Annotated in this window: 19 protein-coding genes; 16 read left to right on the top strand and 3 right to left on the bottom strand. The window is 37.9% G+C overall.

What is annotated here, in order from left to right; translation table 11 throughout:
- The first annotated feature begins 9 nt into the window (after positions 1 to 9).
- The 3 genes from argB to argF all read left to right on the top strand — a co-directional run bounded on the left by argB (position 10) and on the right by argF (position 2,930).
- The gene (gene argB, locus IEV41_RS13765; protein WP_188389079.1) at positions 10 to 771 is read left to right on the top strand and encodes an acetylglutamate kinase; all 762 of its coding nucleotides are present in this window, start codon (positions 10 to 12) and stop codon (positions 769 to 771) included.
- Positions 768 to 1,919, top strand: coding sequence for an acetylornithine transaminase (gene argD, locus IEV41_RS13760; protein ID WP_188389078.1), 1,152 nt, complete (start codon positions 768 to 770; stop codon positions 1,917 to 1,919). Before argB ends, argD begins: the two co-directional genes overlap by 4 nt.
- Positions 1,920 to 1,988: 69 nt before the next feature.
- The gene (gene argF, locus IEV41_RS13755) at positions 1,989 to 2,930 is read left to right on the top strand and encodes an ornithine carbamoyltransferase (protein WP_188389077.1); all 942 of its coding nucleotides are present in this window, start codon (positions 1,989 to 1,991) and stop codon (positions 2,928 to 2,930) included.
- 33 nt (positions 2,931 to 2,963) lie between these two features.
- Here the strand turns inward: argF and IEV41_RS13750 are convergent, their stop codons facing one another.
- Positions 2,964 to 4,577, bottom strand: coding sequence for an aminotransferase class V-fold PLP-dependent enzyme (locus tag IEV41_RS13750; protein WP_188389076.1), 1,614 nt, complete (start codon positions 4,575 to 4,577; stop codon positions 2,964 to 2,966).
- Entirely contained in the window at positions 4,561 to 5,133 is a 573-nt protein-coding gene (locus tag IEV41_RS13745; RefSeq protein WP_505891278.1) for a glycerol-3-phosphate acyltransferase, read from the bottom strand. The genes IEV41_RS13750 and IEV41_RS13745 overlap by 17 nt, the downstream gene beginning before the upstream one ends.
- Positions 5,134 to 5,342: 209 nt before the next feature.
- Between IEV41_RS13745 and IEV41_RS13740 the strand changes: the two genes are divergently transcribed.
- The 13 genes from IEV41_RS13740 to IEV41_RS13680 all read left to right on the top strand — a co-directional run bounded on the left by IEV41_RS13740 (position 5,343) and on the right by IEV41_RS13680 (position 17,874).
- A complete protein-coding gene (locus tag IEV41_RS13740; protein WP_229722245.1) occupies positions 5,343 to 7,028 on the top strand; it encodes an AMP-binding protein in 1,686 nt (561 codons plus the stop codon).
- 152 nt (positions 7,029 to 7,180) lie between these two features.
- Positions 7,181 to 7,783, top strand: a complete 603-nt coding sequence (gene fadR, locus IEV41_RS13735) for a fatty acid metabolism transcriptional regulator FadR (RefSeq protein WP_188389278.1) — start codon at positions 7,181 to 7,183, stop codon at positions 7,781 to 7,783.
- A gap of 14 nt (positions 7,784 to 7,797) precedes the next feature.
- Positions 7,798 to 8,571 carry an enoyl-CoA hydratase gene (locus IEV41_RS13730; protein ID WP_188389074.1) on the top strand — a complete coding sequence of 258 codons (774 nt, stop codon included), beginning with the start codon at positions 7,798 to 7,800 and terminating at the stop codon, positions 8,569 to 8,571.
- Between the two features lie 51 nt (positions 8,572 to 8,622).
- Positions 8,623 to 9,396: an electron transfer flavoprotein subunit beta/FixA family protein gene (locus IEV41_RS13725; RefSeq protein WP_188389073.1), complete on the top strand. Its 774-nt coding sequence runs from the start codon at positions 8,623 to 8,625 to the stop codon at positions 9,394 to 9,396.
- An 80-nt stretch (positions 9,397 to 9,476) separates the two neighbouring features.
- Complete coding sequence (locus tag IEV41_RS13720; RefSeq protein ID WP_188389072.1) at positions 9,477 to 10,454, top strand: electron transfer flavoprotein subunit alpha/FixB family protein; 978 nt, start codon at positions 9,477 to 9,479, stop codon at positions 10,452 to 10,454.
- Positions 10,455 to 10,557: 103 nt separating this feature from the next.
- Entirely contained in the window at positions 10,558 to 10,950 is a 393-nt protein-coding gene (locus IEV41_RS13715) for a VOC family protein (protein WP_188389071.1), read from the top strand.
- A gap of 110 nt (positions 10,951 to 11,060) precedes the next feature.
- Positions 11,061 to 11,375: a thioredoxin gene (gene trxA / locus IEV41_RS13710; RefSeq protein WP_188389070.1), complete on the top strand. Its 315-nt coding sequence runs from the start codon at positions 11,061 to 11,063 to the stop codon at positions 11,373 to 11,375.
- A 413-nt stretch (positions 11,376 to 11,788) separates the two neighbouring features.
- Positions 11,789 to 12,292 (top strand): RNA polymerase sigma factor, encoded by a 504-nt coding sequence (locus tag IEV41_RS13705; RefSeq protein ID WP_188389069.1) that lies wholly within the window; start codon positions 11,789 to 11,791, stop codon positions 12,290 to 12,292.
- Positions 12,279 to 13,397, top strand: a complete 1,119-nt coding sequence (locus IEV41_RS13700) for an anti sigma factor C-terminal domain-containing protein (protein WP_188389068.1) — start codon at positions 12,279 to 12,281, stop codon at positions 13,395 to 13,397. The genes IEV41_RS13705 and IEV41_RS13700 overlap by 14 nt, the downstream gene beginning before the upstream one ends.
- 17 nt (positions 13,398 to 13,414) lie before the next feature.
- On the top strand, positions 13,415 to 13,813 hold the full coding sequence (locus IEV41_RS13695; protein ID WP_188389067.1) for a YhfM domain-containing protein: 399 nt from the start codon (positions 13,415 to 13,417) through the stop codon (positions 13,811 to 13,813).
- Positions 13,814 to 14,037: 224 nt separating this feature from the next.
- Entirely contained in the window at positions 14,038 to 15,816 is a 1,779-nt protein-coding gene (gene uvrC, locus IEV41_RS13690; protein ID WP_188389066.1) for an excinuclease ABC subunit UvrC, read from the top strand.
- Positions 15,817 to 15,891: 75 nt separating this feature from the next.
- A complete protein-coding gene (locus IEV41_RS13685; protein WP_188389065.1) occupies positions 15,892 to 16,518 on the top strand; it encodes a sterol desaturase family protein in 627 nt (208 codons plus the stop codon).
- Positions 16,519 to 16,635: 117 nt separating this feature from the next.
- Positions 16,636 to 17,874: an aspartate kinase gene (locus IEV41_RS13680; protein ID WP_188389064.1), complete on the top strand. Its 1,239-nt coding sequence runs from the start codon at positions 16,636 to 16,638 to the stop codon at positions 17,872 to 17,874.
- 45 nt (positions 17,875 to 17,919) lie between these two features.
- Here IEV41_RS13680 and IEV41_RS13675 read toward each other — a convergent pair whose 3' ends face one another.
- Positions 17,920 to 18,360: a YslB family protein gene (locus IEV41_RS13675; RefSeq protein WP_188389277.1), complete on the bottom strand. Its 441-nt coding sequence runs from the start codon at positions 18,358 to 18,360 to the stop codon at positions 17,920 to 17,922.
- Positions 18,361 to 18,588 lie beyond the last annotated feature (228 nt).

Raw genomic sequence — 18,588 nt, 5'->3', positions numbered from 1 at the left:
GAAATGGTGTTGAAGGATATCGTTGTCATTAAGCTAGGTGGAAATGCTCTTCAAAGTTTGACAGATATTTTTTATACAAAATTACGAGAGTTACAGAATCAGTATGGAATTATTATTGTCCATGGTGGTGGTCCGCAATTAGATGAGATGTTAGGTCGTTTGCACATAAAAACAAGCAAACAAGATGGCATACGCATTACACCAAAAGAAACGATGGAAGTAGTTTCAATGGTGCTGGCTGGAAGTATTAATAAAGAAGTAGTCTGTCAGTTGCAGAAAGAAGGGATAAAAGCAGTAGGGTTAAGTGGATGCGACGGGGAACTTCTTTGTGTGACACCGTTAAATAAAGAACAATTTGGCTATGTGGGAGAGTTGCAGAGTGTGAATGTACCTTTGCTTGAGAGTCTACTTCAACAAGGAATGATACCAGTCATTGCCCCGATTGGTGTTGATAGGTCATATGATCGATTTAATATTAACGCTGATAGCGCGGCGGCAGGAATTGCTTCTTTTTTACAAGCAAAACAACTTTTTTTCTTTACAGATGTGCCTGGCATTATGGAGAAGGATACTTTGCTCACATCGATTGATAAAGGGTATATCCATACACTTATGGGCAATGGAACACTTGCAGGTGGGATGATTCCAAAAGTAGAAGCAGCATTAAAGGCAATCGATCATCATGTGCAAGAAGTATGCATTATATCTTGTCTTGCGAAGTATCAAAAAGGAATTGGAACGACAATTACAAAAGGGGTGAACGTACAATGAGTCATTTGTTTCCTGTATACAATCGCTGGGAGATTGAAGTGAATGAAGCGAAAGGTACACACGTATGGGACGTGAACGGAAAGAAGTATGTAGATTTTACGTCTGGTATTGCAGTATGTAACTTAGGACATTGTCATGATGGAGTGAAAGAGGCATTACATGAGCAAATTGAAAAAGTATGGCACGTATCAAATCTATTTGAGAATACATTGCAAGAACAAGTAGCAACGTTGTTAACGGAGCAGTGTGATGGGAATGCGGTGTTTTTCTGTAATAGCGGTGCAGAGGCGAATGAAGCAGCAATTAAGCTAGCGAGAAAGCATACAGGTAAAGAGAAAATCATTACGTTCAAGCAGTCGTTTCATGGACGTACATTTGCTACGATGAGTGCAACTGGACAATCGAAAATCCATGATGGATTCGGTGCGCTACTCCCGACATTTTCCTATGTTCCGTATAACGATATACTTGCATTAGAAAATGAGATGGATGATACGGTAGCGGCAATCATGGTGGAAGTTGTACAAGGAGAAGGGGGGGTTATTCCTGCAACGGAGAAGTTTTTGAAAAAGATTGAGTGCTTATGTAAGAAGCATGGTTCATTGTTCATTGTCGATGAAGTACAGACAGGAATTGGGCGAACGGGTACATTTTTTGCACATGAACAATATAATGTTTCTCCACATATCATTACGGTTGCAAAAGGATTAGGAAACGGATTTCCTGTTGGAGCAATGATTGGGAAAGAGGAACTTATTCCTACTTTCCAAGCGGGAACGCATGGCTCGACATTTGGTGGGAATATGTTAGCGATGGCTGTTGTGAAGGAAGTTATTACAACAATCGGAAATAAGCTATTTCTAGCGGATGTACAAGAAAAAGGAGCACACTTCTATTCTTTGTTGAAAGAAGCGTTACATGATTGCCAAGGTGTTACGGAAGTTCGGGGATTAGGATTAATGCTAGGCGTGGAGTGTACAGAAGAAGTGGCTCCGTATATTATGCGATTGCAGCAAAAAGGATTATTAGTATTATCAGCAGGACCGAATGTTATTCGACTATTGCCACCGTTAACGGTGACAAAGAGAGAACTAGAAGAAGCTGTTGCGATAATGAAAGAAGCAATGCATGTTGCGCTGAAAAATTAGTCATTTCATGTGCTTATAAATGTATAAAAATTCAAAAATATAAATAAAAATTCCGAAAAGGGGAAGAACATGAAGATTAAACAAAAAGCGGTGTATGCAAAGGATTTATTAACACTTCATGAATTGACGAGTGAACAGATGTATGAGCTATTTCATATGGCGATGGATATGAAACAGTACGGTACAAAAAATGTGTTACAAGGAAAAATATTAGGGATGATTTTTGATAAAGCATCAACTAGAACGCGTGTGTCATTTGAAGCAGGAATGATTCAATTAGGGGGAAGTGCATTATATTTGAATGGAAGTGATTTGCAACTAGGACGTGGGGAGCCAATTGAAGATACAGCAAAAGTGTTGTCATCATACGTGGATGCAATTATGATTCGCACATTTTCTCATGAGAAAGTAGAATTACTTGCAAAGTATGCCTCAATCCCTGTTATTAACGGATTAACAGATGATCACCATCCTTGCCAAGCATTAGCAGATATGATGACAATTTATGAAATAATGGATACATTTAATGGAGTAAAGCTTACATATATTGGGGACGGGAATAATGTATGCCATTCGTTATTATTAGCTGCGGCAAAAGTAGGTTTACATGTGGTATGTGCGACACCGTTAGGTCATGAACCAAGCGAACAAATAGTGGAAGAAGCAAAGGGCATTGCAGTGCAAACAGGTGCGGTCATTGAGATAACAAACGACCCTATTGAAGCGGTACACGGAGCGCATTTCATTTATAGTGATGTGTGGGCAAGTATGGGGCAAGAGAAAGAACAAGAAGCGAGAAAAGAGGTTTTTCAAGGATATCAAGTGAATGATGCTTTAGTAGCACATGCACATCCGAATTATTATTTTATGCATTGTTTACCTGCACATCGTGAGGAAGAGGTGACCACTTCCATTATCGATGGTGAACATTCAATTGTGTTTATGCAAGCAGAGAACCGTTTGCATATCCAAAAAGCATTGTTAAAAGCATTGTTAACAGAACAAGAGTAGAGGATGTACCTTCTCTACTCTTGTTTTTTATAGTTATAGCGACACGGTATAGATGGAGTTTGTTCCTTCTTTTGGTTTATCGGCGAATGATAGCGCTACGCGGAATGCTTTTAACATGTTTTTTATATCGCGTTGATGTAACTCACCGATTGTAGCAATTTGAATCCAATTGCTCTCTAGTAAGTAAGGGTTATGATAATGTACGATATATCCTTGTAATGTCATATAGTCGCCAATTTCCTTTGAGGAATAACGCTCATCTAGAACGAGTGTCATAATAACTGGTGATGCGTGTTTTTTCGATGCTAAGATGTGTACACCCATATTTTCTAACTCTGTTCGTATGATGTCGTAACGTTCTTGAATGCATGTGAATATATCAGGTGTTTCATATTTTCGAAGAGCGGCTGTTAGTGCTTCTACTAGTACAGAAGAATGTGTATACGGCACACTCTCATACGATTCATACATGCCGACATCTAAATAACGTGGAATCGTTTTATTTGGCAAGATAGTATGGTTGTAGAATACAAAAGCTAAGCCTGTGTAGGACCCAATTGCTTTCCCACTTACGCCGGTTGCTAAATATACATCTTTTAGATTAAGTGGAATGGCTCCTAACGTACTAATGCAATCGGCACAGAGGTGAATACTTTGTTCTTTACATAAGGCTGTTAATGTTTCTAAATCATTTAAGATACCGGTAGATGTTTCGCAATGAACAAACCAAAGCCATGAATAGGAATGCTCGTGCACTGCTTGTTTAATAGATTCATAACAATATGGCTCACCGAATGGTGCTTCTATTACGTCGAATTGTAAGCCAGCACGGGTAGCGTGTTCTTGAAGACGTTTGCCAAACTCACCATTTGAGAGAATCATTCCTCTTCCAGAAAGAAGCGTTAGTTGCATTGCAACTGCGTCATTTGCTAATGTCCCACTACCTTGCATAATTTGGACATGTGTTGTATGAGTCATCGAAGCTAATGTTTGTTTTACCTTTTGTACTTTATGCATAAACGTTGTCGAACGATGTGAAATAGGTGTTGTATGAAGAGCGGCTTGTACGGCGTCTTCCATTTCCACGGGACCAGGTAAGAATGAAATATCTTTTGTTAGTAGCCGTCCACCAGCGGATTGTTTGAATGATTCCGCTGTTAAGTACATCGGTTGATAGGACGCTGCTTCTGTTCCAACGACAGAAGCAAATGGAACAAAGCCCATTTGTTTATATAATTCTACTTCTTTTGTAATACCCGAAATAACAGCCATATCGTAATGATGTTTGATATAACGGTATAAACATTTAATAAGTCCGACAAGCACACGGCCATTACGATATTTTGGAACAATCGTCAATAAGCGAATTTCACATATGTTCGATGCTTCTTTTGGTAGGTACGTATTTAAGTTAGGAATCTTTTCATCGAGTGAGAACGGACGTTTATCTCGTACCGCAATCATGCCAATGACTTCGTTTTTGTGAATGCAAATAATGTATGTATTATCATGATGAAAGCGATCAATTAATTGTTCTTCTTCATTGATGCTATGTTGAGGAATCTCTTCGACAAATGTTTGATAATTTAAGCGGTGAATTTGTTCAAATTCACGTTCGCTTGTAGCGATTTTATAATGAAAACTCATGCAGCTTTTCCTCCTTTTTTAAAGAACGAACAATATTTGTACGATGGGAAAAGATAATAAGTAAGGAGCAAATACCCATAACAAACATGTCCATATATGAATGAGTGAAAAAGTAAAGTCCAATTGGTGCAACTGCGACGCCAATCATTCCTCCTACCGTGAAAGAACGGATAAATAAAGAAAGAATACCCGCAATTGCTAGTAGAGCGAGAAGGAGAAGTGGCTCAATTACGAGCAAACCACCTGCAAATGTGGAGAGTCCTTTTCCACCTTTTAAACGAAAGAAAATAGGATATAAGTGCCCGATTATAACAGCTAAAAAGCCAATAAGTGCATATGGATGTAATTCCGTCATAACAGTTGCGATGTAGACAACAAGTGCTCCTTTGCCAGCATCTCCAAGGAATGTAGCGATGAAAAAAGGTTTTCCATATAATGTTCCAATATTTCGTGCTCCTGGATTGGTACTTCCCTCTGCTCGAATATCAGTGCCACGTAGGCACTTTGCAATGAGATAAGCAAATAAGAAATTTCCAATTAAATAGGATAGTAGAATATATACGACTAAAATAGTACCACTCCTTCTAATGAAAAAAGTTATTTAAAATTATCATAATATGGAAATTGAAAAAAGAGAAGAAAAGTATGTTTTAATTAAACTAAATTTTCTAAAAATAAGTTGTATGGGCTTTGTACGCTGTTCTATAATAGGGATAAACCTAAAAATGAAAAGGTTTTCAAAAATGAATGGAGGGATTCAATAATATGTTAGAACGACCATGGTTGAGTAGTTATCCAGAAGAAATTCCAGTAAGTCTGCAATACGATGTAGAACCATTACCGTCTTATTTGAAGAAAACAGCAACTGAATTTCCGAATAAGGTATCGCTTCATTTTATGGGGAAAGACGTAACGTTTCAAGAACTATATCATCATGCTCTCCGCTTTGCTAATTATTTAAAAGAATTAGGTATCGAAAAAGGTGATCGTGTTGCTATTATGCTTCCAAATAGTCCACAAGCGGTTATCGGTTATTATGGCATATTACTAGCGGGCGGTATCGTTGTTCAAACAAATCCTCTCTATACGGAACGAGAACTAGAATATCAAATGAGTGATTCAGGTGCCAAAGTTATCCTTTGTTTAGATTTGTTATATCCACGTGTTACAGCTGTAAAAGATTCCACACCATTAGAGCACATTATTGTAACTGGTATTAAAGACTTCTTACCATTCCCGAAAAATCTCATTTATCCATTCATACAAAAGAAACAGCACAATATTGTTGTAAAAGTTGAACACAAAGGAACGAATCATCTTCTACCTTATATTTTAAAGAATAGCCCAGCAGATGAACTAGCAGTAGATGTTAATCCACAAGAAGATTTAGCATTACTTCAATACACAGGTGGTACGACAGGGTTTCCCAAAGGGGTTATGTTGACGCATAGTAACTTAGTATCGAACACAATTATGATTCGTCATTGGTTATTTAAATGCCGAAGAGGCGAAGAAATTATGCTAGGAGCACTTCCATTTTTCCATGTATACGGGATGACGGCATGTTTAATTTTGGGTGTGATGGAAGCATACAAAATTATTATTATGCCTCGTTTCCAAGTAGAAGATATTTTAAAAGCAATTCAAAAGCATCGACCGACATTGTTTCCAGGGGCACCAACTATGTATATTGCACTCTTAAATAATCCTAAGTTAAAAGAATATGATTTATCATCTATTGACGCATGTCTAAGTGGTTCAGCACCGCTTCCTGTTGAAGTGCAAGATCAATTTGAAAAAGTAACAGGGGGGAAATTAGTAGAAGGTTATGGATTGACAGAAACATCGCCTGTTACACATAGTAATCTAATTTGGGGTAAACGTGTGAGTGGCAGCATTGGTGTACCGTGGCCAGACACAGATGCAAAAGTTGTATCACTTGAAACAGGTGAAGAGGTTGAAGGGAAAGAAATTGGTGAGTTAATTATTCGAGGGCCACAAGTGATGAAAGGATACTGGAATCGCCCGGAAGAGACAGCTGTATCATTACGGGATGGTTGGTTCTACACCGGTGACATGGCATATATGGATGAAGAAGGTTATTTTTATATCGTAGATAGAAAGAAAGATATGATTATTGCAGGTGGATTCAATATTTATCCTCGTGAAGTTGAGGAAGTATTATACGAATTTGAGAAAGTACAGGAAGTAGTTGTCGTTGGGATACCAGATGAGTACCGTGGTGAAACAGTAAAAGCATACGTTGTATTAAAAGAAGGTGTAACGTGTACAGAAGAAGAAGTTGATCAATTTGCACGGAAATATTTAGCAGCTTATAAAGTGCCTCGTCTCTACGAATTCCGAAAAGAACTACCGAAAACGATGATCGGGAAAATATTAAGAAGAGCATTACAAGAAGAAGAGAAAGCAAAGAAAGCAAACGAACAGTAATGCGAGGGCGAGCATAGTCGTCTTCTTTTTTTGGATAAGTAAATATTCTCTTCAGTGAATGAAGCTTTGTGCATCTTTGTTGACAAGAAATAAGAAAATTTGTAATATTGAATCATGAATGAATAGTCATTCACTAGAAGGGGATAGAAATGGTGAAAAGAAACAAACCGAAATATAAGCAGATTATTGAAGCGGCAGTTATTGTAATTGCCGAAAACGGCTACCATCAAGCGCAAGTTTCAAAGATTGCGCGTCAGGCGGGTGTAGCGGATGGTACAATTTATCTTTACTTCAAGAACAAAGAGGACATTTTGATTTCGTTATTCCAAGAAAAAATGGGCGAATTCATTACGAAAATTGAAGCGGAAATAGAGGGAATCGAAAGTGCCTCCGAGAAGTTATTCATGCTAATAGAGACGCACTTATCATTATTAGCTGCGGATCACCAATTAGCAATTGTGACACAATTAGAACTTCGTCAATCGAATAAGGAGCTTCGTGTGAAAATTAACGAGGTGTTGAAGAAGTATTTAGAAGTGATCGACCTTATTTTACGCACGGGGATGGAAAAAGGCGAATTTAGCAAGGAGCTAGATATACGCTTAACAAGACAAATGATCTTCGGGACGTTAGATGAAATTGTCACAAGTTGGGTGATGAGTGAGCATAAATATGATTTAGTTGCATTAGCAAAAAATGTTCATCATTTCTTGATGAATGGATGCTGTGTACCTGTTAGCAAAACATACCAATAAGGGGCGAGGAAAATATGAGTTTGTTATCAATGAGTGTGAATGAATATGTGGCGACGATTACATTAAATAATCAGCCTGCAAATGCTATGTCATCGCATGTATTGAAAGAATTATTGCCATTGTTGGAGTCAGTTGAGAATGACGAAAGTGTAAGAGTTGTACTAATTCGAGGAGAAGGACGATTCTTCTCGGCTGGTGCAGACATTAAAGAATTTACGTCTATTGAAACGAAAGAAGAAGCATATGAAGTAGCAAAGAATGGTCAGCAATTGTTTGAGCGTGTGGAGAGTTTTGCTAAGCCAATTATTGCGGTTATTCACGGTGCTGCGCTTGGCGGTGGTTTAGAGTTCGCGATGAGCTGTCATATGCGGATTGTTAGTGAAACAGCTAAGCTTGGTTTACCGGAGTTGAACTTAGGAATCATTCCAGGCTTTGCTGGTACACAGCGTTTACCACGTTATGTAGGAACATCAAAAGCATTAGAAATGATGTTAACTGGCGAACCAATCACAGGTGCAGAGGCGTTTGCATGTGGACTTGCGACGAGATGCTGCAAAGAAGAAACATTATTTGAAGAAGCACTTGCAGTCGCGAAGAAAATGGCAGCGAAAAGCCCACTTTCTGTTCAAGCTGTGATGAAGCTTATTCATACATCGAAAACAGAAGCATTTCATACAGGTGTGGAGAAGGAAGCCGTGATTTTCGGAGATGTCTTTACATCCGCAGACGCTAGAGAAGGTGTAGCAGCATTTATTGAAAAGCGCAAACCAGTATTCACAGGGAAATAATATTTTTTTACAATAATATATCTGAATATTCTTAAAAGTGGAGGTAAGAACATGAACATTTATGTATTATTAAAAAGAACATTCGATACAGAAGAGAAAATTGTTGTTAAAAACGGTGCGATTCAAGAAGACGGTGCAGAGTTTATTATTAACCCATACGATGAGTATGCGGTAGAAGAAGCAATTAAATTAAAAGAAGAGCACGGTGGCGAAGTAACAGTTGTTACAGTAGGCACAGAAGATAGTGAAAAAGAATTACGTACAGCATTAGCAATGGGCTGCGATAAAGCGGTATTAATTAATATTGAAGATGATGTAGAAGGTGGCGACCAATATACAACTTCACGTGTATTAGCGCAGTATTTGAAAGAGCAAGAAGTAGACTTAATCATTGGTGGAAATGTTGCAATTGATGGCGGTTCTGGTCAAGTGGGACCACGTGTAGCAGAACTACTTGATATTCCATACGTAACAACTATTACAAAGCTTGAGATTGACGGAACAAACGTGAAAATTGAGCGTGACGTAGAAGGGGATACAGAAGTAATTGAAACAACGTTACCACTTCTTGTTACAGCGCAACAAGGCTTAAATGAGCCGCGTTATCCATCATTACCAGGAATTATGAAGGCGAAGAAAAAGCCTCTTAGCGAGTTAGAGTTGGATGATTTAGATTTAGAAGAAGACGATGTAGAAGCAAAAACGAAAACAATTGAAATTTACATGCCAGCAAAAAAAGATGCTGGAAAGGTGCTTGAAGGGGAATTAGCAGACCAAGTAAAAGAGCTTGTGTCATTATTGCATACAGAAGCGAAAGTAGTATAAAACGTCGTAAGTCGTATCAGTTAATAAGTAATAACAGTATAAGTAATGAACATGTAACTATGTAAATGGAGGGATTATTAATGGCTCGTAAAGTATTAGTAATGGGAGAAGTTCGTGATTCATCTTTACGTAACGTATCATTTGAAGCAATCGCTGCAGCGAAAGTAATGGCTGAAGGTGGCGAAGTAGTAGGTTTATTAGTAGGAGAGAGCGTTGCTTCTTTAGGATCAGAATTAATTCAATACGGTGCAGACCGTGTTATTACTGTAGAAGATGCATTATTAGCAACATATACATCAGATGGCTACAGCCAAGCGGTATTAGCTGTAATGGAAGAAGAGAGCCCAGAGGCGCTTGTATTCGGTCATACAGCATTAGGAAAAGACTTATCGCCACGCTTAGCAAGTAAATTAGATACAGGTCTTATTTCAGATGTGACTTCATTAGAAGAAGCAGGTGGAAATATCGTATTTACACGCCCGATTTACTCTGGTAAAGCGTTCGAGAAGAAAATTGTGACAGACGGATTAATGTTCGTAACAATTCGTCCGAACAACGTTCCAGCACTAGAGAAAGATGCTGCGCGTACAGGCGATGTATCATCATTATCCGTAGCAATTAAAGACTTACGTACAATCGTACGTGACGTCATTCGTAAGGCTACACAAGGTGTTGACTTATCCGAAGCGAAAGTAGTTATTGCCGGTGGACGTGGTGTGAAGAGTGAAGACGGCTTCAAACCACTTCAAGAACTTGCAGACGTATTAGGCGGTGCAGTTGGTGCATCACGTGGTGCGTGTGACGCAGAATACTGTGATTATTCACTTCAAATTGGTCAAACAGGTAAAGTTCTTACACCTGACCTTTATATCGCCTGTGGTATTTCAGGGGCAATCCAACATTTAGCGGGTATGTCGAATTCAAAAGTAATCGTAGCAATTAATAAAGACCCAGAAGCGAATATTTTCAAAGTGGCAGACTACGGTATCGTTGGGGACTTATTCGAAGTTGTCCCAATGTTAACGGAAGAGTTAAAGAAATTAAAAGTAAACGCGTAAAAATGTGAAGAGGGGTTACGGTCATACGTAACCCTTTTTGATTGACTGAAGATGACAATTGTCTTATAATCCGATTAAATTACTTGGTTAAGGGGGTTGTGGGATGGCAATTAGGCGTTTAGAGCATACAGGAATTATGGTGAAGGATATTGAGGCATCGATTCACTTTTACACAAATGTACTTGGATTAGAACTTCAGAAGACATTCATACATACAAATGAAGTAATCAAATTAGCATTTCTAAAGTTCAAAGACAGTGCGCATACGGATATTGAATTAATTGAAGGATATAATGATTCACTTCCAAAAGAAGGTGTTGTTCACCATCTGGCCTTTACTGTCGATCAGTTGGAGGAAGAAATAGAACGCTTTAAGCGTTTAAATGTAGAGTTCATTGACGAAGCTCCTACAACGTTGCCGAATGGCTCAAAGTATATTTTTTTCAAAGGGCCAGACGGTGAATGGTTAGAATTGTTCGAACCAGCAAGTGAATAGATCACAAAAGGGTAGACAACACTAAAGGAAGTGCATTATAATAGCTTCATTTACTAATAAGTGCTACACTTTTAGTAGCACATAAAGTTTTTTGTATAGGAGGAAATAAAATGGCAATTGTAAACGCAACAAACCAAACATTCGCACAAGATACAAGCGAAGGCGTTGTTTTAGTAGATTTCTGGGCAACTTGGTGTGGTCCATGCCGCATGATCGCTCCAGTTCTTGAAGAATTAGCTGCAGAGTATGGCGACAAAGCAAAAATCGTTAAGGTTGATGTAGATGAGAACCAAGAAATTGCTGCGAAATTCGAAGTAATGAGCATTCCATCATTATTCGTATTAAAGAATGGTGAAGTAGTGGAGCAAACAGTAGGTTTCCAACCAAAAGAAGCATTAGCTGAGTTATTAGACAAACACTTATAATACTTATTAAAGAGAATGGACATTATGTTCCATTCTCTTTTTTTTATGCAAAAAAGTGCATCTTGAGTAGGGCGGGTGGACTTTTATACACTGCGCTCCGAGTGGACGCTTTCCGCGGGCGAGAGTGAGCCTCCTCGGCAAAAGCCTGCGGGGGCTCACTTTCCTCGCTATTCCCGCAGGAGTCGCCACTCTCCGCTTCGTGTATGCAATATTTTTTATTCTCTCAAAACCAAACCGATAACTACTAGGGGACAATTGTGACTCTTATCTAGACTGATAAAAGAAATTTTTAGTCGATAAATGTGTTAATGCTACAAAGGAATATATGAGTATATAAAAATTTTTCCATTTTCTGTTTACTTTTTCGCCTTATCATCGTCTTATTAAGTAGAGAGGTCGAGAAAGGAGGGAGTATGGCGAAGGGAAAAATAGAAGATATATTACAAGCGCAAGCAAAAGTATTATATAAATATTTCTTAAAGCTAGGTGTGCCACATAGTGATGCAGAAGATATTGTGCAAGATACGTTATACAAAACGCTTGTTTCTATTGAAACGATGATTGTTACTAACGTGAAAGCATGGATGTTCAAAGTTGGCTTGAACGTGTATCACGACTATGTGCGAAAGAAGAAGCGAATAGATACTGTTCCAATCGAAGTATGCCAACTAATTGGAAGCAAAGCAATCGAAGAAGAGTTGCTGCAGGCAGAATTACAAGAAGAAATCAGAGCTGTCTTTGAAACGATGCACGTCACATATAAGCACGTACTCCTACTTAAATACGATTATGACCTATCTTACCGGGAAATAGCGCAAGTTCTTGATATGAGTGAAGATGTTGTGCGCACAACGTTATACCGTGCTCGTAACGTATTCAAAGAGCGATATGAGGTGATGAAAAATGGAAGAGGATAAAGTACCTTTTGAGTTAGAGGATAAGAAGGTAAAGCAGATGTTACGAAAAGCAAGGTGGAAAGCGATTGTTAAATATAGTGGTATTGCGCTTGCTGTTATGCTAATAGGAATTATTCTTATTTCTACAATCTTAACGAGAATGATTTCGAATTATGCAGAAGAAGTATTGGCGGATATGAGAAAGAAAGAAAATGAGATTATTAATACGTTAACAAGTGAATATGAGCTAGGGCATCCAAATACAGAATACGATATTAATATAAATAATTATCAACCTAAAGACTTTTGGGCACGTATGGATTCATTAGGAATTGGTGCTAGGGAAGTACTGTTAGAAAGGTTTTGGGAAAAGCGAGAAGTCGTAGCGATTAGTTACAAAGTAATTGAAGGAATTCTTATTCCGTGGAAAGAGGAAATGTATCAATATTCCGAATCACAAAAGGCCTACTTTCCGAAAGTCTCGCATTCTATAAAGTACGGGGAAGATGCAACTACATTCCAATTAGACAAAGATAAATCCACTGTTTATTCATTAGAAACGAAGCAACGTGAAATGCAGTTTTATCATCATGACAAACAATATGATATGTATCCGAACGATTTAGAGAGGATAAGCAAGTATGAAAATAAAGTGATGGAAGTAGCTTTATCATTTGACAAATCGTATTTATTAGAAGAAGTAAAGAAGATGTTACCAGCAGATGTGACACAAGTGTGGTACTGGGTAGACACTCCACTAGATAGCATGCAGTACTATGATAATCCACCAATATATCCAATTTGGGATAAATATGTAATGGGGTTTGATGTGACAAAAACAGAAGAGGGTTTCATTGAGGAAATTCGAATTGCGAAAGGAAAGAAAAAAGCCAAAGGTGACGGGAGTTTAAGAGCATTTCATAATATGGCGGGCGTAGATGATTTTCGTCATTATGCTGAAGATGTGTACGATGAATTAAGTAGAGGAAAAGTAGAGCCAGGGAAAGAGGACATTCGTATTATTGGAGCAGTTGTAACAGGAGATGAGAAAAGACTACAGTCTCTACAAGGTTTGCCATTTGTGAAAGCAATTTCGTTAGGCGCTGTAGCTGATAAAAATCAATAAGGAGGAGGAGAGAGTGTGTGAAGAAGCCGTTATTCTTTGTTGGAGTGTTATTACTTATAGTAATAAGCGGTTGTGATGCATTTAATCCAGTTACTTCTATTGAAATAAAGCAAGTAATTAAGAATGATCGATCGGATGATAATCCCAAATTGGAAACGTATAAAGCAATTAGTGAGGAAGATGATATAAAGGGAATAACAAGGATATTAACAAGTGGAGAAGAACAGATTGGAATTGTGGCATATGGAAATGGTGCAGATTATCATCTTAAAGTACTTCGGGAAAATGGCGAAGAGAAAGAGTACTTTTTATGGATGGATGCAGAACGTCTATTGGGACAAATCAAGCAAGGTGATTGGTATTATTCGCTAAGTGAAGAAGATGTGAAAAAGCTAGTTGATTATATAGAAGGATAATGCATGCTATATGTATTATCCTTTTTCTTTTTAAAGATATATATAACGAGGTGACGTATGGAATGCAAAAATACAAAAACAAACATTTGTACGTATCAGACTAGGAATAACGTATGGAAAACGTATATAATAGTACTAGATAGACGATACAAATAATCAGTGGAGAGGACCTGCTGATTATTTGTGTCATCACCGGAAGATAAGGCAAGAGAGGAGGTACATTGATGCATGAACATTTAAAAGAAAAGTTAGCGATATTACCAGATCAACCGGGCTGTTATTTAATGAAGAATAGCCAAGGTACTGTTATATACGTTGGAAAAGCGAAAGTGCTAAAGAATCGTGTACGTTCTTATTTTACGGGGGCGCATGATGGGAAGACATTGCGCCTTGTAAATGATATTGTTGATTTCGAATATATCGTGACCTCATCGAATTTAGAAGCGCTACTATTAGAGATGAACTTAATTAAAAAGTACGATCCGAAGTATAACGTCATGCTAAAGGATGATAAAAGTTATCCATATATTAAAATCACATCAGAAAAGCAACCACGTCTTCTTATTACACGAAATGTGAAAAAGGATAAAGGAAAGTACTTTGGTCCGTATCCTCATTCTCAAGCAGCGTATGAAACGAAGAAGTTATTAGATAGATTATATCCATTACGAAAATGTGCAACGATTCCAGACAAAGTATGTTTGTATTACCATATGGGACAATGTTTAGCGCCTTGTGTAAAAGATGTAACGGAAGAACAAAACCGTGAGATCGTTGAGGAAATAGCGAATTTTTTAAATGGTGGGCATGAAGAGATTAAAGAGAGTTTAACGAAGAAAATGTTTGAAGCATCCGAGAATCTAGAGTTTGAACGTGCGAAAGAATACCGCGATCAAATTTCGTATATTGATGCACTGATGGAGAAGCAGAAAATTTTATCTGCTGATTTAGTAAACCGTGATATATTTGGTTATTACGTTGATAAAGGCTGGATGTGTGTTCAAGTATTTTTCATTCGTCAAGGAAAGATGATTGAACGTGATGCGTCGATGTTTCCCATTTATGATGAGCCAGAAGAGGAGTTCCTTACATTTATCGGGCAATTTTATGAAAATGGAAATATTAAGCCCAAAGAAGTATTCGTGCCAAAGGCAGTTGATAGCGAATTAGTAGGTCAATTACTTGGTATTAAGGTTGTTCAGCCACAACGAGGGCAAAAGAAAGAACTTGTTGACTTAGCGGAGAAAAATGCGAAGATTGCGATTGCTGAGAAATTCGCCCTTGTACAGAAAGATGAGGAACGAACAATTAAGACAGTGGAGAACTTAGGCGAGAAGATGGGCATATCCGCTCCGTATCGTATTGAAGCGTTTGATAATTCGAATATACAAGGAACGAATCCTGTATCGGCGATGATTGTTTTTGTGGACGGAAAGCCTGCGAAAAAAGACTATCGTAAGTACAAAATTAAGACGGTACAAGGACCGGACGATTATGAATCGATGCGTGAGGTAGTGCGTCGACGATATACACGCGTACTACGAGAGAATTTACCACTTCCTGATTTAATTATTATCGATGGTGGGAAAGGACATTTAGCAGCAGTAGAAGACGTATTGTTAAATGAATTAGGGTTAGAAGTACCGATTGCAGGCCTTGTGAAAGATGAAAAGCACCGAACGTCACAACTATTACTTGGGAATCCGTTAGAGGTTGTGGAGTTAGCGCATAATAGCCAAGAATTCTATTTACTGCAACGTATTCAAGATGAGGTTCATCGTTTCGCAATTACGTTCCATCGTCAGCTTCGTAGTAAGTCGTTATTCCAATCTGTATTAGATGATATTCCTGGTGTCGGCGAGAAACGAAAAAAAGGATTGCTAAAACATTTTGGTTCGGTAAAGAAATTAAAAGAAGCGACAGTAGACGAAATTCGGGAGGCAGGGATACCATCAGCAACTGCACAACTTATTTATGAAAAATTACAAGAAGAAAAGGCGTGATGAGCGTCTTTTTTTACATCATAGAGACAGAATATTTAGTATAATAGAAGTAGGAAGGAAGAGAGGGGAAATAGTATGCCGAAAGTATATCGAGATTTCTTTTTTCACTTTGATGTTTTTTTTGTTATTATGATGCTTTTAGGAGCCATTGCTTATGTAGTGTATAGTGGCTTAACGTTCGTTTTAGTAGGTGCATTCGTATTAGGATTAATTATCTTTTCTTTTAGTGAGTATGTGACGCATCGTTTTATTTTCCATATGAAGCCACCAGAAAATGCATTTATGTTGAAGCTTATTAAGAGGCTTCATTATGACCATCATGTCCATCCGAATGACTTATCTCTTTTGTTTTTGCCGCTTTGGTACAGTATCCCAAACTTATTTGTCTTAGCAGCTGTCTTCTATGTATTCATTCAATCATTTTTGATAACGCTTTCTTTTTCAGGCGGACTTATGTGTATGCTACTTTTATATGAATGGAAGCATTATATTGCACATCGTCCAATTAAGCCGAAGACGAAGTTTGGGCAATGGTTGAAGAAGACACACATTTTACATCATTTCAAAAATGAAAACTATTGGTACGGTGTATCAAATCCAGTCTTCGATAAAATTTTTGGTACGTTAAAAGATGAGAAAGAAGTCGAAACAAGTAAGACTGCGCGAGATTTAGAGAAAAGAAAATATAAATCTACTACCTAATGAAAAAACGAGGAAACAGGGGATGGAAAATCTTCTGTTTTCTTTGTTGTGTCCACAAATACGTTGTGATATAATTCTGATTATTCAAATTCATTTGGGTAGAAAGGGATGGGACTAGTGGGGATAGTAGTACAAAAGTTTGGCGGGACATCCGTCGGTTCTCCGGAACGTATTCACCATGTTGCGGATTTAATTATTAATGAGTACAAAAGAGGAAGTAAGGTAGTTGCAGTTGTCTCTGCGATGGGGCATACAACAGATGAGCTAGTACATCTAGCGAATTGTGTATCAGAGGTGAAATATAAGCGAGAAATGGATATGCTTTTGTCTACAGGTGAACAAGTATCCATCGCTTTACTAACAATGGCATTGAAAAGCAAAGGAATGGATGCCATTTCGTTAACTGGTTGGCAAGCTGGGATTGAAACGGAATCTTTTCACGGGAATGCACGTATTGAAAATATACGTACAGATCGTATGAAGAGCTATTTAGATGAAGGAAAAGTGTTAGTTGTTGCTGGTTTCCAAGGTATGAGCGCTGAAGGTGAAATCACAACATTAGGAAGAGGTGGCTCGGATACGACTGCGGTAGCGATTGCAGCTGCTTTAGAGGCAGACGTATGTGATATTTATACTGACGTTCAAGGTGTCTACACAACTGACCCACGTGTCGTATCTACAGCTAGTAAATTAGATTTTGTATCGTATGAAGAAATGCTTGAATTTGCAAACTTAGGTGCTGGTGTGATTCATCCCCGTGCTGTAGAGTTTGCGAAGAATTATCATGTGAAAGTAAGTGTACGTTCGAGCATGGAAAGTGTACCTGGTACAGTCATTGGGGAGGAAGAGGTTGTGGAGAATCAATCAGTAGTGAAGGGTATCGCATTTGAGGAGGATGTGACGAAAGTAACGGTAAAAGGCTTACCAATTACAGTAGATGGATTATCAGTTGTGTTCTCATCTCTTGCGAATAAAGGGGTGAATGTTGATATTATTATTCAACATATCGTGCAAGAGAAAATGAATATTTCGTTCTCTATCAAGACAGAGGACTTACAAGATACACTTGTAACATTAGAAGATGAGAAACATCAGCTTCAATTTGATTCTGTACAATATGAGAAAGATTTATGTAAAGTATCTATTGTTGGATCAGGAATGGTATCCAACCCTGGAGTTGCGGCATTGATGTTCAATATCTTAGCAGAAGAGGGTATTCTCGTGAAGATGGTAAGTACATCAGAGATTAAAGTATCAACAGTTATTACGCAAGAATCAATGAAAAAAGCAGTTTGTGCTATTCACGATGGCTTTAGATTAGAAGCAAAAGCGAAAGATTCAGTAGAAACAATGTAAGTAGAAAAGCACCCGTCTTTTATGGAGATGGGTGCTTCGTTATATTTATTCGTTATCAATGCTATCTTTTGGATCCCATTGGACCGTTAAGATAATGGATGCACTTTTCTTTTTCGGTTTTTCACATGCTTCGGTTAAGAAGCGTTTTTGTTGTTGAATTTGTTCTGCAATGAAACCTGCTTCTAGTTGATAGCAAGTTTGTTTATTTTGTTCGTGACGAACTGTTATGAGTTCGCTACTAAGCTCGAATTCTAATTCGGATTTTTTTTCGTGAACGAGGTGTAAGTGCCCCCAGCCAGCCTGGATAAAGAAGTCCATAATTTCATCGATTGTTTGAAGAGGATACTTACGAGCTAAGTTCTTTCCAGCCCAGTAAAGGATGGAAGAAATTTCTTTTCCAATTAAATTAGGAAGTAAGTCGTTTCGGAGTAATTCATAAGCAAATCCTGATACGTGTATGTTATGTAACGATTCGTTTGTTTTCATGTCTGTCAATATGGTTCCCCTCTTTCTATCTGCAGTTATTATATCTTATTATGTAGGAAATAAACACATTTTTTCTTCGCTTTTGTTATTTCGAAATAATGGAAATGCAAGCGTTTTATTTTACGAGTACGTTGCCTTGACGTTATTATTATAGTAGGAGTAAAATAAACTTGTCATAAATTGTAACCAGAATTTTTTGAAGTTTTCATCTGTTTCGAAATTAGAGAA

The sequence above is a fragment of the Priestia taiwanensis genome (genome assembly GCF_014638355.1).
GTDB classification, from domain to species: Bacteria; Bacillota; Bacilli; order Bacillales; family Bacillaceae_G; genus Priestia_D; species Priestia_D taiwanensis.
The sequence above is the reverse complement of the archived record's forward strand: the minus strand, read 5'-3'. Positions and strand labels throughout refer to the sequence as shown.

What these genes read in the sequence shown, in the direction of transcription:
- argD (WP_188389078.1), top strand. Translation starts at nt 768, where the DNA reads ATGAGTCATTTGTTTCCTGTATACAATCGCTGGGAGATTGAAGTGAAT.
- argF (WP_188389077.1), top strand. Translation starts at nt 1,989, where the DNA reads ATGAAGATTAAACAAAAAGCGGTGTATGCAAAGGATTTATTAACACTT.
- IEV41_RS13750 (WP_188389076.1), bottom strand. Translation starts at nt 4,577, where the DNA reads ATGAGTTTTCATTATAAAATCGCTACAAGCGAACGTGAATTTGAACAA.
- IEV41_RS13740 (WP_229722245.1), top strand. Translation starts at nt 5,343, where the DNA reads ATGTTAGAACGACCATGGTTGAGTAGTTATCCAGAAGAAATTCCAGTA.
- IEV41_RS13730 (WP_188389074.1), top strand. Translation starts at nt 7,798, where the DNA reads ATGAGTTTGTTATCAATGAGTGTGAATGAATATGTGGCGACGATTACA.
- IEV41_RS13725 (WP_188389073.1), top strand. Translation starts at nt 8,623, where the DNA reads ATGAACATTTATGTATTATTAAAAAGAACATTCGATACAGAAGAGAAA.
- IEV41_RS13720 (WP_188389072.1), top strand. Translation starts at nt 9,477, where the DNA reads ATGGCTCGTAAAGTATTAGTAATGGGAGAAGTTCGTGATTCATCTTTA.
- IEV41_RS13715 (WP_188389071.1), top strand. Translation starts at nt 10,558, where the DNA reads ATGGCAATTAGGCGTTTAGAGCATACAGGAATTATGGTGAAGGATATT.
- trxA (WP_188389070.1), top strand. Translation starts at nt 11,061, where the DNA reads ATGGCAATTGTAAACGCAACAAACCAAACATTCGCACAAGATACAAGC.
- IEV41_RS13705 (WP_188389069.1), top strand. Translation starts at nt 11,789, where the DNA reads ATGGCGAAGGGAAAAATAGAAGATATATTACAAGCGCAAGCAAAAGTA.
- IEV41_RS13700 (WP_188389068.1), top strand. Translation starts at nt 12,279, where the DNA reads ATGGAAGAGGATAAAGTACCTTTTGAGTTAGAGGATAAGAAGGTAAAG.
- uvrC (WP_188389066.1), top strand. Translation starts at nt 14,038, where the DNA reads ATGCATGAACATTTAAAAGAAAAGTTAGCGATATTACCAGATCAACCG.
- IEV41_RS13685 (WP_188389065.1), top strand. Translation starts at nt 15,892, where the DNA reads ATGCCGAAAGTATATCGAGATTTCTTTTTTCACTTTGATGTTTTTTTT.
- IEV41_RS13675 (WP_188389277.1), bottom strand. Translation starts at nt 18,360, where the DNA reads ATGAAAACAAACGAATCGTTACATAACATACACGTATCAGGATTTGCT.